We start from the raw sequence: 12,516 nt of genomic DNA on the forward strand, positions 1-12,516 counted from the left end.
CCACCGGGGCGCGGTCAGTGGCAGGTGTGCTCGTGGCCCACGTGGGCGTGCCGCTCCAGCTGCAGGGTGCTGTGGGTGAGGCCGAAGCGCTCCCGCAGGGCCGCGCCGGCGCGGTCGAGCACGGTCGCCCCGCAGCCCGTCGCGTCCTCGGCCTCCCCGGTGACCACCAGGTGCGCCGACATGGAGGGCGTGCGGTCGTTGATGGCCCACACGTGCAGGTCGTGCACGTCGGCCACGCCGGGCACGGCGAGCAGCGCGGTGCGGACCTCGGCGACGTCGATCCCCGCCGGCGCGCCCTCCAGCAGCACGTGCCAGACCTCGCGCAGCAGGCCGATCGCCCGGGGCAGGATCAGCGCGGCGATGAGCAGCGAGGCCAGCGTGTCGGCGTAGGGCCAGCCGGTGGTGACGAGCACGATCGCCGCGACCATCACGCCGACGGAGCCGAGCGCGTCCCCCAGGACGTGGAGCATCGCCCCGCGCAGGTTCATGTTGCCGCGGTCCCCGCCGGCGAGGATCACCAGCGACACGACGTTGCCGGCGAGCCCCACCGCACCGATGACGAGCAGCGGCAGCCCCGGGATCTCCGCAGGCCGGAACAGCCGGGCCACGCCCTCCACTGCGACCCACACCACCACCGCGACCAGCGCCACGGCGTTCAGCCCGGCCACGAGCACCTCGACCCGGCCGAGGCCGAAGGTCCGGTGGTGGCAGGCCGGCTTGGCCGCGAGCACCGACGCGACGACGGCGGCGGCCAGCGCACCGGCGTCCGTGAGCAGGTGGCCCAGGTCGGCGAGCAGCGCGAGCGAGCCGGTGAACAGGGCGCCGACGCCGCCGAGGACGGCGCAGGCCAGGGTCACGAGCAGGGCGGCGACCAGCCGACGGCGGTCGCTCCCCGCGCCGTGGCCGTGCCCGTGTCCGTGACCCGTTCCCATGGCCCGCACGCTACCCATACGTGATCGCGCATGTAAAGGGGAAGGGTCCCCTCACCGGGCGCGGCGGCGATCACATCCCTGGTCCCGTCACAACCCTGTCCAAGGTCACGATTCGGTCACCTACACTGGTGGTGGTGCACCCGGATCAACGGCGAGCGGGACGCCGTTCCCCAGCCAGGCCTTCGCGAACCCGGGGGTACCCCGAACGATGCTCAGCGACCGCGAGCGAAGCCAGTTCGCCCTGATCGAGCAGGGCCTCATGTCAGGCGATCCGCTGTTCGTGGCGCGGTGCAGCGCGCTCGGGCGGAAGGTGCGCCGGCACCGGCCCCCGCAGATCCGCACCGCCCGCCCCGCGGACCGCCGCTCGGTGCACGCCGCGGGCTTCGTCCCCATGATCCTGCTCGGCGGCGGCCTGCTGCTGCTGGTGCTCGGCGGGGCGGCGGCCGCGGTCCCCATCGTCGTGGCCGGGATCCTCATGGCCATGGCCGCGCTCGGGCTGGCCCTCACCACGCCCCAGCGGGCGCGGCCGGACACCCCTTAGGTCAGGTGCCCGAGGAGGAGGTGGTTGGTCTCCTCCGCGCTCTCCAGCGTCGCGAGGTGCCCGCCGTGCAGCACCTCCAGGTGCGCCCCCGGGATGCCCGCGGCGATGGTCCGGGCGTGCGGCTCGACGGGCGTCGGCTTGTCCTCGTCGCCCGCGATCACGAGCGTCGGCGCGGTCACGGCGCCCAGCCGGTCGCGGTGGTCCCACACCTCGATGGCCTCGCAGCAGGCGATGTAGCCGTCGTCGGGGGTGTCGGAGACCCACCCGACCGCCCGCTCGACGACGTCGGGGTGCTTCTCCGCCCACTCCGGCGTGAACCACCTCTCGACGACGCCCGGCGCGATGCCCGCCGTGCCCCCGGCTTCCACGGCCTCGATGCGCTGGCGCCAGATCGAGGGGTCCGGGAAGTTCGAGGAGGTGCAGCACAGCACGAGCCGGGCGATGCGGTCCGGGTGCTCGGAGCCGAGGTACATCCCGACCATGCCGCCGAGCGAGAGCCCGCACCAGTGCACGCGGTCCACGCCGAGCGAGTCGAGCGTGGCGAGGACGGCCTCGGCCAGGGTCCGCATCGTGTAGGGGCCCGGGGGGTTGGGCGAACCGCCGTGTCCGAGGTGGTCCATGCGGATGACCCGGAAGTGCCCGGCGAGGGCCGGGATGTTCGGCTCCCACATCTCGAGGGTGCTGCCGAGCGAGCCGAGCATCACGAGCACGGGCCCGTCCTCGGGCCCGTCCGTCCGGGTGTGGAGCAGGTCGGTCATGGGCCGATCCTGTCATCCGGCCCGCAGCGCGGCGAGCTCCTCCGCGGTGGCCGGTTCCGTGACACCCACCTCGTCGGCGACCTCGAGCGGCCAGCCGGTCTCGGCGCGCACCCGGTCGACGGAGACGCCCGGGTGGACCTGGGTGAGCACGAGCTCGGCCGTGGCCGGGTCGGGCCGCAGGATCCCCAGGTCGGTGACGACGGCGACCGTGCCCACCCCGCGCAGCCCCAGCTGGGCGCGGTCGAGCGGACCGGCCAGCGCACCGGGCGCCGTCACGAAGTCCACGCGCTCCACGAAGGCGGTGAGCCGGTGCGGCAGCAGCACGACGACCCGCCCCGCGCCGGCCGCGATCTCCGCGGCCGCACCGGCACCGGCGAGCCGCGTCGTCGGCTCGTCGTACTCGCCCAGGACGGTGGTGTTGACGTTGCCGAAGGCGTCGACCTGGTCGGCGACGAGCAGGCCGACGTCGACCCGCCCGCCCTGCAGCCAGCAGGTCGTGTCGGCGATCCCGGCGGTCGCGGCGGGAAGGCCGTCGACGGTGCCGTCGTCGCCGAGCACGGTCAGCCGGGGCGCGTGCACGGCACGGGCGAGGCGGGCGGCACGCCGGGCCGCCCCGCAGCCGGCCACGCACACCTCGCCGTCGACGAGCAGCCGCGCCGCCGTGACGAGCATCTGGTCGCTCACGCGCGGATCTCCTCCAGCCAGCTCGTGAAGCGCGCCCGCTCGCCGGAGACGCCCGCCCAGGAGCGCCCCACGGTGTCGTCGCAGGGGTCGGCGCGCGGATCGCCGTCCGGCGCGACGGCGGGCACCACCGCGATCCGGGTGACCGCGAACGCGGGGAGGACGACCGCGCCGTGCTCGGGCTCGAGCTCGTCGACGACCTCCTCGACCGTGACGAGGGCGTGGCGGGCGGCCAGCACGGCCTCCTTGCGCAGCCCGGGCACCCCGCGGAGCTGCACGTTGCCGGCCCGGTCGGCGCGCTGGGCATGCACCACGGCGAGATCGGGGCGCAGGGCCGGCAGCGCGGTGAGCTCGGCGCCGGTGAACGGGCAGCGCACCGTCGCGAGGTGCGTGACGGCCGCGAGGTCGGTGCCGGTGTAGCCGTCCCGGACGGTCGCGAAGGGCAGGCCGGAGGCGCCCGCGAGGTACCGCGCAGCCATCCCCGACTGCGTGTGCTCCTCGATCTCCAGCGGCGCCGGCCAGCCGGTGACCAGCGCGTCCCGGATCCGGTGGAGGCCCGGGTCGAGCCGGGAGAACACGAGCTTCCGGACGCATCCCGCGCCGACGAGCTGATCCCCGGCCGGGCCGGGCGCGGTGCCGACGAGGGTGAGGTCGCGCGGCCTCCGCCGCAGGATCGCGTGGGCGGCGGCCGCGGGGACCGACGCGCCGAGCCCTTCGAGGGCGATCTCCGCGCCGTCGTGCACCAGGGCGTCGACGGCGTCGGCCAGCGGCGAGATCGTGGCCACGGCGCGAAGTTAACGGGCGCGGGCAGGGGCGGCAACCGGACGCACGTGACCGCCGTGACCCCTGCGGTGCTGGTCACGATCGGGGGCGGCGCGGACACCGACGGTGCCACCCTCGTGCCATGACCAGCGTCATCTCGCAGAACGAGGCCGCCGAGGGCGCCGGCCCCGCGGCTGCCGCCGGCACGTTCCGGATCGGCGAGGGGCCCGTGGTCCACCGCCTGGGGTTCGGGGCGATGCGGATCACCGGGCCCGGGGTGTGGGGCCCGCCCGCCGATCCCAAGGCCGCGATCGACGTGCTGCGCCGCGCCGTCGACCTCGGTGTGAACCTGATCGACACCGCCGACTCCTACGGCCCGGAGACCTCCGAGGAGCTGATCCGCGAGGCCCTGCACCCGTACGAGGGGCTGACGATCGCCACCAAGGCGGGCCAGCTGCGGCCGGGGCCGGGGCAGTGGACGCCGTGCGGGCGGCCGGAGTACCTGCGCCAGCAGTGCGAGCTGAGCCTGCGCCGGCTCGACGTGGAGCGGATCGACCTGTTCCAGCTGCACCGCGTGGACCCGACTGTCCCGGCCGCGGACCAGTTCGGCGTGCTCGCCGAGCTCGCGGCCGAGGGCAAGATCGCCGAGGTCGGGCTGTCCGAGGTCTCCGTCGAGACGATCGAGCAGGCCCGCGGGATCGTCGAGGTCGCGACGGTGCAGAACCGCTACAACCTCGTCGACCGCGCGAGCGACGACGTCCTGCGCTACTGCACCGAGAACGGCATCGGCTTCATGCCGTGGCACCCGGTCGCGGCCGGCGCCCTCGCCGAGCTCGGCGGCGCCGTCGCCGAGATCGCCTGGGCGCACGGCGTGACGGCGCCGCAGGTCGCGCTCGCCTGGCTGCTGCAGCGCTCGTCGGTCATGCTCCCGATCCCGGGCACTGCGGACCTCGCCCACCTCGAGGACAACTGCCGCGCCGCGGAGCTGGAGCTCGACCTCGCCGAGATCGACCGCCTCGACGCGGGCCTCACCGAGCTCTGAACTACGACGCCCTCCGCTCGGCCCCGGTGACCGCCGGGGCCGCGCGTTCGGCGGTGCGGGTGATGTTGCGGACCATGCCGCCGAACACGATGCCGTGGAAGGGCGCGACCGACCACCAGTAGAGGTGGCCGGCGAGCCCGTGCGGCACGAAGACGGCGCGCTGGGCGTAGCGGGAGCCGCCGGGGTCGGGCCCGACGCCCATCTCCAGCCAGGCCAGGCCGGGCACCTTCATCTCGGCCCGCAGCCGGAGCAGCGTGCCCTCCTCGAGCTCCTCGACGCGCCACCAGTCCAGCGCGTCGCCGGTGTGGAGCCGGTCGGGGTCGCGCCGGCCGCGGCTCAGCCCCACCCCGCCGACGAGCCGGTCCATCCACCCGCGCACCGACCAGGCCAGCGGGAACGAGTACCAGCCGCGCTCGCCGCCGATCCCGGTCACGACCCGCCACAGCTCCTCGGGCGGCGCGGAGCAGGGCCGTTCGCGGTCGTCGGTGTACACGCTGCCGCCGGACCAGGCCGGGTCGCTCGGTAGCGGGTCCGACGGCGCGCCCTCGACGGCGGCGCCCGACCAGTGGGTCTCGACCTCGCCGGACCGGATCCTCGCCAGGGCCAGCTCGACGGCCCGGTCGTAGCCGATGCGGCCCTCGGGCGGGTCCGGCACGTACTGCAGGATGTCCTGCTCGCGGCACACCACCTCGTGCACCAGCGACTCGATCAGGGGCGCCGCGATGCCCTTCGGCACCGGCGTGACGACGTTGACCCAGTGCGCCGACAGACCCGGCGTGAGCACCGGGACGCCGATCACCCGGCGCCGCCGCAGGCCGGCCACCGCCGCGTAGCGCTGCATCATGTCCAGGTAGGTGAGCACGTCCGGGCCGCCGATGTCGAAGGTCCGGTTGACGTCGGGCGGCAGGTGGGCGGCGCCGACGAGGTAGCGCAGCACGTCGCGCACCGCGATCGGCTGGATCCGGTTGCGCACCCACTTCGGCGTGAGCATCACGGGCAGCCGCTCGGTGAGGTAGCGCAGCATCTCGAAGCTCGCCGACCCCGACCCGAGGATCACCGCGGCCTGCAGGGCCGCCGTCGGCACCCCGCTGCGCAGCAGGACCTCGCCGACCTCGGCGCGCGAGGTGAGGTGCTCGGACAGCGGTCCGTCCGGGTGCAGCCCGCCCAGGTAGACGATCCGGCGCACCCCGGCGGCACGCGCCGCCTCCCCGAGGATGAGCGCCGCCCTCCGGTCGATCGAGGAGAAGTCCCGGTCGGCCAGGGAGTGCACGAGGAAGTAGACGACGTCGACGCCCTCGCACGCCGCCCGCACGCTCTCCGGGTCGAGCAGGTCGCCGCGCACGATCTCCGCGTGCCGGGCCCACGGCACGTCGCGCAGCTTGGCGGGGTCGCGGACCAGGCAGCGCACCGCGGAGCCGGCGCCGCCCTCCTCGATCAGCCGGGGGGCCAGCCGTCCGCCGATGTACCCGGTCGCACCGGTGATCAGGTATCGCACCCGACCGATCCTCCCGCCGCCGGGCCGGATCGGCACCTCAGGCCGCGCCCGGTCCGGCCTTCAGCCCGATCGGTGCAGTCGGCTCTGCACGCGGCTCCACCACGACGGCACCCGGATGCGGTGCGCGGTCTCGGCGTTCGCCTCGTGGGGGTCGACGGCGTTGATCGTGCGGGCCGGGGGCTCGTCGTCGCGCACGAAGGAGCGGATCGCGGCGCTGAGCACGGCGAGCAGCGGGACGGCCAGCAGGGCGCCCGGGATCCCCGCGATGACGACGCCGCCGGCCACCGCCAGGACCACCGCGAGCGGGTGCAGCCGCACGGCCCGCCCCAGCAGCAGCGGCTGGAGCACGTGCCCCTCCAGCTGCTGCACGGCGATGACGACGGCCAGGATGATCAGGGCCGGGATCGGCCCGTTGGCCACCAGCGCGATGAGCACCGCCACCGCGCCGCTCACCACCGCACCGACGGTCGGCACGAACGCGCCGAGGAAGACCAGCGCCGCCAGCGGGACCACCAGCGGCACGCCGACGGCCCAGAGCCCGATGCCGATACCGATCGCGTCGACGAAGGCGACGAGCACCGTGGCGCGGGTGTAGCCGACGAGCGTCGCGAAGGCCCGCCTCCCGGCGATGTCGACCTTCTCCCGCCGGGCCCGCGGCGCGGCCTTGAGCAGGAACGTCCAGATCCGCCGGCCGTCGTACAGGAAGAAGATCAGCGTGAAGATCGTGAGCGCGAGCCCGGCGCCGACCTCGGTGATCGTCGCGGCGGTCGTGAGGGCGCCGGACGTGAGGTTGGCCTGGTTGTCCGTGATCGCCTGGCCGATCTGCGCCGGGATGTTCCGCAGCTGCTCCGAGCTGAGGTTGAACGGCGGCCGCGCCAGGAACTGCTGGATCGACGTGAGGCTCGCGGTGAGCTGCTGCTGCAGCTGCGCGAAGCCGCCGATGAACGTGTTGACCACGAAGGACAGCAGCCCGCCGATGATGCAGAAGCCCGCGACGATCGTGATCGCCACGGCCGGCCCGCGCGGGACCCGGCGGGCGACGAGCCAGTGCACGACCGGGGCCATGAGCGCGGAGATCAGCGTCGCGATGGCCACCGGGATCACGACGACCCGGAGCTGGATCACGAGGAAGACGAGCAGGCCCGCCGCGGCGGCGATGATCAGGGCTCGCGCCGCGACCTCGGAGGTCACGCGCAGGGGCGTGGGCACGTAGGACGCCGCGTTCCGTCGGCTGCGCTGCTCGGGGACGACCGGCGACGGCGGGGGGACCGGGGTGCCCACCGGTTCCGGGATGCGCGGCGGAGGCTCCGGAGCGACCTCCGGGCCGGACCCGGCCGCCCGATCGTCGGTCATGGGCGCACGGTAGCCCTTCGTCGATCGCGGCGCGGCCGGATCGTGCGTGACGTCGTCCGAAGAGGGCCACTGCTCCGTTTCGGTGGCACGGAGTGGCGACGTCCACCGCGTTGGCCTAGTGCGATTACTGAGCGTCGAATTACACCCGTGTAGTTGACCTTCTCCTGAGCGGGCACTGCATCAGCTGGGTGAGAAGGTGGTGACGTTACGGAGTACCCGGTGGTTGCGGTGACACGCAGAACCGTAGTGATCTTGGGTTCGCGCCCGCCCGGTCGACACGCCGGACGACGTCGATCACGCCCGAAGGTGTGGTGGCCACGGGGACCCGGGTCGATCGTGTCGGCACCGCCGGTACCAGCGGGGACGGGGCCGGCCGGAGCCGGGGGCCGGCGCGCGGCCCCGGCTCCCGTGAAGATCGCCGAGGCGGGCCGGACGGCCGCCCGCGGAGCCGCCCGTCCCGAACGGGTGAGGTCGGGCCGGAGATGCAGGTCCCGAGGTCCCGCGGGGCGCCCCGGCGGCCTCGCACGCCCCGACGGGGCGTCACTGAGCGTCTCGAAAGTGGCTCGGCCGGATGCGAAGAGCGACGATCGCTGCACCGTGGCGCTGTCACACCACCCGAACGGCTGGAGATGGCCCGAAAGCGGGTAACGACCGCGCCCGACCCGTTTCCCCGAGAAGGTGACCCCGTTGTGGGTGGTGTGTGCGGCCGAACGGCCCTGTGGGGACAGGGCCGATGGCAGCATCGCGCGGCACACGGACGACGCGAGGTACAGAGATGACGGAGGTGCGGGGCGTGACCGACAGGGAGCGAGCCCTCGACGGGGCGGTCGGCCGGCGGAAGGCCACGGTGCGGGTGCGGGGCGTCGAGGACACCGGTCCCTTTCCGGGCCGCCACGCGAGCCGGACCGAGATCGCGGCGGAGACGCCGATCTTCCACGCCCTCACGGTCGGCGGCTGGCGCGGCCGGCAGAGCGAGCAGACCCCCCGGCAGGCCCCGGCCCGCCGGCCCGGCCGCCGCTCGGCCGAGGCGCTCGACGACTTCCGCCGCGACCCGCTGACCGCGCCGATCCCGGTGCAGGCCTACACCACGCTGACGGCCCGCACCGCGCCGGCCGTTCCCGTCGCGCCGCCGGCGCCGCCCGTGCGGCAGCCGGAGCCGGCCCCGGTGTCCGCGGGCTACGACCGCGCGCCGCTCTACGCCGCGCACGTGCCGACCTATGCGCCGGCCGCACCGGCGTACACCTCGCTGACGGACACCGGCCCGCAGGCGCTGGGCGAGCTGTCCTCGCGCACGGGTCGCCACCACCGGCGGGCCGTCGGGTCCGGGTCGGGGCACCACCACCTGGCGTACTGACGCCGGGACGCAGGACCCCGGGGCTGGGGAGTCCCGGTGATGAAGGAAGAAGGACCCGGGACCGGAAGGCCCCGGTGCTCAGGAAGAACGGACCGCGGCAGCTTCGGGCCGCGGCGGACGTCGGTCGGCTGGGGAGCGGATCGGCGTCGACCAGGGGCCGGTGGCCCGGGGTCCGGGGGAGTGACCGGATCGCGGAACCACCGGCCCTCGTCGCGAGGGAACCATAATGCGCTGAAATGGTCTCTCGAACCGCATTATGGTTCCATAACGCGCAGAAAGCGCCCGAAGAATCGCATGATGTTTCCATAATGCGGCCTCAGGGGCCGAGCAGGGCCTCGAGATGGTCGCCGCCAAAGAGGCGGTCGGGATCGAGCCGGTCCCGCACGGCGAGGAAGTCCGGCAGCGCCGGGTAGGCCACCGCGACGTCGGCCGCGGTCCAGTCGTGCCGCCCGCCCCAGTGCGGCCGCCCGCCCATGCCTTCCAGCACCGAGCCGACCAGCCGGAACAGCGGCCCGTGGTCGTCGCCCCGGTGGGCACGCACCGTGATCCAGGCCGTCGCGCGCCCGTGGGCGGGGTGCAGCCAGCCCGTCTCGGCCGGGCCCGTCCGTACCTCCACCGGGCGCCGGATCTCCTGGTCCCGCGCCGCCGTCGCCGCCCCGAGCGCCCGGACCGCGGCGGCGAGCGCCTCGCGCGGCAGCGCCCACTCGGTGAACCCGCCCCGGACGGGGTGCGGGTCGGGCAGCAGCTCGTGCGGCGGCCCGGTCACCACGCCCTCCCACCGCGGCGCCGGCCGCGAGCGCTGCGCCGACCACTGCGCCGCCGCCGTGTGCCCCAGCCGCGTGACGACCCGGCCGAGCGCCTCCACCGGCCCGCCGGCCCCGGGTTCGGGCTCCCGGTCGACGACGGGGCCGGCCCACCGCAGCAGCGCCTCGCCGCTGGGCAGGTGCAGCTCCACGGCCGCGAACCGGTGCGCGTCGAGGGGCCCGTCGACGGCCAGGGCCTCCTCGGCCACGACCGGCTCCTCGTGCGCCTCCACCTCGGTGGCCGGCACGGTCCGCAGCTCCACCTCGGTGACGACGCCGAGCGCTCCGAGACCCGTCCGCAGTGCGTCGAGCCCGTCGACGTTCCCGTTCTCGCCGGCCTTGCGCACCCGGCCGGTGCCGTCGACGAACCGCATCCCGACGACTTGGTCGGACAGCGAGCCGATCCCCGCGCCGGCGCCGTGGGTGCCGGTCGCGATGGCACCGGCCACCGTCGCCAGGGGCGCGTGCGCGACGGGCGCGAGCGCCCGGCCCCGTTGCGCCAGCGCGGCCTGCACCGAGGCGAGCGTGGCGCCCGCCCGGGCCCGGACCGTGTCGGAGGTGATCGCGGCGACGCCGGTGAGCGCCGAGCAGTCGACGTGCACGTCGTTGGTGAGGGTCAGGGTGCTGTCCGAGCGGCCGGAGCCGAGCGGGCGGACGGTCAGGCCGCGTTCGGCGGCGCGGCGCACGGCGGCGACGACCCCCGCCTCGTCGAGCGGACGGTCGGTGCGCCGGGGCCGGCACTGCTGCCCGCCCCACCAGTTCACCCACATCGCGTCGACGATAGGAGCCTCACGCGTGGAGCCGGGCGGCGACGGCGCGGAGGTCGGCACGGGCGCGCTCGGCGTCGACCTTGACCGGCTCGCCGTCGTCGATCACCTGCTCCCCCGCGACCCAGACGTCCCGGACCAGCCGGGAACCGCCGGCCCAGACGAGGTTGGACAGGAGCTGGGCGTCGTCGTCGGGGTCGACGAAGGCCTGGTCGTCGAGGTCGACGTGCACGAGGTCCGCCCAGCGGCCGGGCTCCAGCACCCCGATGTCGGCCCGGTCGATCGCCTCGGCGCCCTCCCGGGTGGCCATGAGCAGCACGTCGGCGGCCGTGAGCGCGGCGGCGTCGTCCTCGCGGACCCGCGCGAAGAGGGCGGCCAGCCGGGCCTGGTGCCAGAGGTCGAGGTCGTCGCCCGAGGCGGGCCCGTCCGTGCCGAGTCCGATGCGGACGCCGGCGCGCCTCAGGTCGCCGACCGGGGCGAGGCCCGCCGCGAGCTTGGCGTTGGACCCGGGGCAGTGCGACACCGCGACGCCGTGCCGGCGGTACAGCACGATGTCCTCCGCCGACACCTGCACGGAGTGGGCGGCGAGCACCCGGCCACCGAGGGCGCCGACGGCGGCGAGCTGGGCCGGGACCGAGCCGTACTCCTCGCGCTGGGCGACGTCCTCCTGCCGGGACTCGGCCACGTGCACGTGCAGCAGCGCACCCCGTTCGCGCGCCGCCTCGGCCGTCGTGGTCAGCGCCTCGGGCGGCAGCGTGTAGGCCGAGTGCGGCCCGTACCCGAGCTCGACGCGCTCGTGCGGGCCGGACCGCAGGCCGTCGGCGTCGATCCGGGCCGAGACGTCGTCGCGCATCTCCTCCCAGGTGCCGAGCCGGTCCCAGCCGGGCGCGGCGATGATCCCCGGGGTCAGCAGCACCCGGGTGCCGGCGGTGAGCACGGCCTCGATCACGGCGTCGGCGACGAAGTACATCTCCACCGAGGTGGTGCAGCCGGTCCGCAGCAGCTCCACGGCGCCGGCGGTCATCCCGATCCGGACGTCCTCCTCGGTGAACCTCGCCTCGGCCGGCCACATGACGTCCTGCAGCCAGGACATCAGCGGCAGGTCGCCGCCCATCCCGCGCAGCGACAGCATCGGCGTGTGGCAGTGGGTGTTGACCATGCCGGGCATGAGCAGGCCGGACAGCGCGTGCACCGGCCCGTCGAGGTCGGGGGCGCCCGCCCGCGGGCCGACGTGGGCGATCCGCCCGTCCGGCCCGACGTCGACGACGCCGTCGCGCAGCACGGGGAACCCCGCGCCGCAGGTCAGGACCACGGGCGCGGTGAACCGTTCGCCCCCGGTGGTCACCGGCGCGGATCGAGCAGCGAGCGCAGGGACCGGAAGGGCGGGAGCCAGGCGCCGGTCTCCGGCAGGGTCTCGAGGGTCATCCGCGGCAGCGGCTCGCGGAACACCCCGTCGATGTCCTCGAGGTCGAGGAAGGAGATCGTCTCCGAGTTCAGCGCGAAGTTCGCGTACTCGCGGAACCCGATCACCGTGACGTCCGTGTGCTGCTCGATCAGCTTCTCGAGCGGCTCGCGGAAGGCCCGGCCGTCCCCGGACGCCACCACGACGTGCCGGAGGTGGCCCTCCTGCTCCCGCATCTCGATGTGCCGGAGCATGTCGTCGTCGATGTCGGAGTCCTCGGTGACCTTCGGCTTGGCGAAGACCGCGAACCCGACGTTGCGCAGCGCCTCGACCCACGGCCGCACGACCTCGGTCGACCCGGGCACCACGTTGGTGAAGACGCAGGCCTCGGCGACGGCCTCGGGACCCGCGAGGTCGAGCAGCCAGCGGCCGACCGCGTCGAACCGCGGGCGGAAGGCGGAGGTGGGTCGCGCGCCCAGCAGCGAGCCGAGGCTCATGTCCATGTTGGGCGCGTCCCAGACGAGCAGCACGCGCGGGAGGGGGCCGGTCGACGTCACGGGGTCCGGGTCTCCCGAGGGTGGGTGCGGCGCATGCCCGTGACCCTATCCCGACTCCCGAGCCCGTGG

General features: G+C 75.0%; 12 protein-coding genes. 3 read left to right on the forward strand and 9 right to left on the reverse strand.

All coding sequences use genetic code 11. From position 1 onward, the window contains the following. Positions 1-14: 14 nt before the first annotated feature. Complete coding sequence (locus AB0B41_RS05865; protein ID WP_358199407.1) at positions 15-932, reverse strand: cation diffusion facilitator family transporter; 918 nt, start codon at positions 930-932, stop codon at positions 15-17. Positions 933-1,140: 208 nt separating this feature from the next. Here AB0B41_RS05865 and AB0B41_RS05870 point away from each other — a divergent pair, with 208 nt between their 5' ends. Further along, positions 1,141-1,473 (forward strand): DUF3040 domain-containing protein, encoded by a 333-nt coding sequence (locus AB0B41_RS05870; RefSeq protein ID WP_358199409.1) that lies wholly within the window; start codon positions 1,141-1,143, stop codon positions 1,471-1,473. Here the strand turns inward: AB0B41_RS05870 and pcaD are convergent. From pcaD to AB0B41_RS05885, 3 genes are read right to left on the reverse strand one after another with little or no spacing between them, the layout of a single operon-like run. Beyond that, positions 1,470-2,231: a 3-oxoadipate enol-lactonase gene (gene pcaD, locus AB0B41_RS05875; protein ID WP_358199411.1), complete on the reverse strand. Its 762-nt coding sequence runs from the start codon at positions 2,229-2,231 to the stop codon at positions 1,470-1,472. The genes AB0B41_RS05870 and pcaD overlap by 4 nt on opposite strands. A gap of 12 nt (positions 2,232-2,243) precedes the next feature. Then, positions 2,244-2,915, reverse strand: coding sequence for a CoA-transferase (locus AB0B41_RS05880; protein ID WP_358199413.1), 672 nt, complete (start codon positions 2,913-2,915; stop codon positions 2,244-2,246). Then, positions 2,912-3,697 carry a CoA-transferase gene (locus AB0B41_RS05885; protein WP_358199415.1) on the reverse strand — a complete coding sequence of 262 codons (786 nt, stop codon included), beginning with the start codon at positions 3,695-3,697 and terminating at the stop codon, positions 2,912-2,914. The genes AB0B41_RS05880 and AB0B41_RS05885 overlap by 4 nt, the downstream gene beginning before the upstream one ends. Before the next feature lie 119 nt (positions 3,698-3,816). On the opposite strand from AB0B41_RS05885, the gene AB0B41_RS05890 reads away from it, so the two are divergent. Continuing rightward, the gene (locus AB0B41_RS05890) at positions 3,817-4,716 is read left to right on the forward strand and encodes an aldo/keto reductase (RefSeq protein WP_358199418.1); all 900 of its coding nucleotides are present in this window, start codon (positions 3,817-3,819) and stop codon (positions 4,714-4,716) included. Position 4,717: 1 nt separating this feature from the next. On the opposite strand, the gene AB0B41_RS05895 is transcribed toward AB0B41_RS05890, so the two are convergent. Continuing rightward, the gene (locus AB0B41_RS05895; protein ID WP_358199420.1) at positions 4,718-6,211 is read right to left on the reverse strand and encodes an SDR family oxidoreductase; all 1,494 of its coding nucleotides are present in this window, start codon (positions 6,209-6,211) and stop codon (positions 4,718-4,720) included. A gap of 60 nt (positions 6,212-6,271) precedes the next feature. Beyond that, on the reverse strand, positions 6,272-7,564 hold the full coding sequence (locus AB0B41_RS05900; protein ID WP_358199422.1) for an AI-2E family transporter: 1,293 nt from the start codon (positions 7,562-7,564) through the stop codon (positions 6,272-6,274). A gap of 793 nt (positions 7,565-8,357) precedes the next feature. On the opposite strand from AB0B41_RS05900, the gene AB0B41_RS05905 reads away from it, so the two are divergent. Next, a complete protein-coding gene (locus tag AB0B41_RS05905) occupies positions 8,358-8,918 on the forward strand; it encodes a hypothetical protein (RefSeq protein ID WP_358199424.1) in 561 nt (186 codons plus the stop codon). Between the two features lie 316 nt (positions 8,919-9,234). On the opposite strand, the gene AB0B41_RS05910 is transcribed toward AB0B41_RS05905, so the two are convergent. Genes AB0B41_RS05910 through AB0B41_RS05920 form a run of 3 tightly spaced genes read right to left on the reverse strand, consistent with a single transcriptional unit; the run spans position 9,235 to position 12,447 of the window. Continuing rightward, positions 9,235-10,491, reverse strand: coding sequence for a D-arabinono-1,4-lactone oxidase (locus AB0B41_RS05910; protein ID WP_358199427.1), 1,257 nt, complete (start codon positions 10,489-10,491; stop codon positions 9,235-9,237). Between the two features lie 19 nt (positions 10,492-10,510). Beyond that, entirely contained in the window at positions 10,511-11,800 is a 1,290-nt protein-coding gene (locus tag AB0B41_RS05915) for an amidohydrolase family protein (protein WP_358199478.1), read from the reverse strand. Positions 11,801-11,829: 29 nt separating this feature from the next. After that, on the reverse strand, positions 11,830-12,447 hold the full coding sequence (locus AB0B41_RS05920) for an NYN domain-containing protein (RefSeq protein ID WP_358199429.1): 618 nt from the start codon (positions 12,445-12,447) through the stop codon (positions 11,830-11,832). Between the last annotated feature and the right edge of the window lie 69 nt (positions 12,448-12,516).

The organism is Pseudonocardia sp. NPDC049154 (assembly GCF_040648315.1).
Lineage (GTDB): Bacteria > Actinomycetota > Actinomycetes > Mycobacteriales > Pseudonocardiaceae > Pseudonocardia.

Bases quoted from the DNA above. Each gene is read 5' to 3' on its own strand.
- AB0B41_RS05900 (WP_358199422.1), bottom strand. From the start codon at position 7,564: ATGACCGACGATCGGGCGGCCGGGTCCGGCCCGGAGGTCGCTCCGGAG.
- pcaD (WP_358199411.1), bottom strand. From the start codon at position 2,231: ATGACCGACCTGCTCCACACCCGGACGGACGGGCCCGAGGACGGGCCC.
- AB0B41_RS05865 (WP_358199407.1), bottom strand. From the start codon at position 932: ATGGGAACGGGTCACGGACACGGGCACGGCCACGGCGCGGGGAGCGAC.
- AB0B41_RS05870 (WP_358199409.1), top strand. From the start codon at position 1,141: ATGCTCAGCGACCGCGAGCGAAGCCAGTTCGCCCTGATCGAGCAGGGC.
- AB0B41_RS05890 (WP_358199418.1), top strand. From the start codon at position 3,817: ATGACCAGCGTCATCTCGCAGAACGAGGCCGCCGAGGGCGCCGGCCCC.
- AB0B41_RS05910 (WP_358199427.1), bottom strand. From the start codon at position 10,491: ATGTGGGTGAACTGGTGGGGCGGGCAGCAGTGCCGGCCCCGGCGCACC.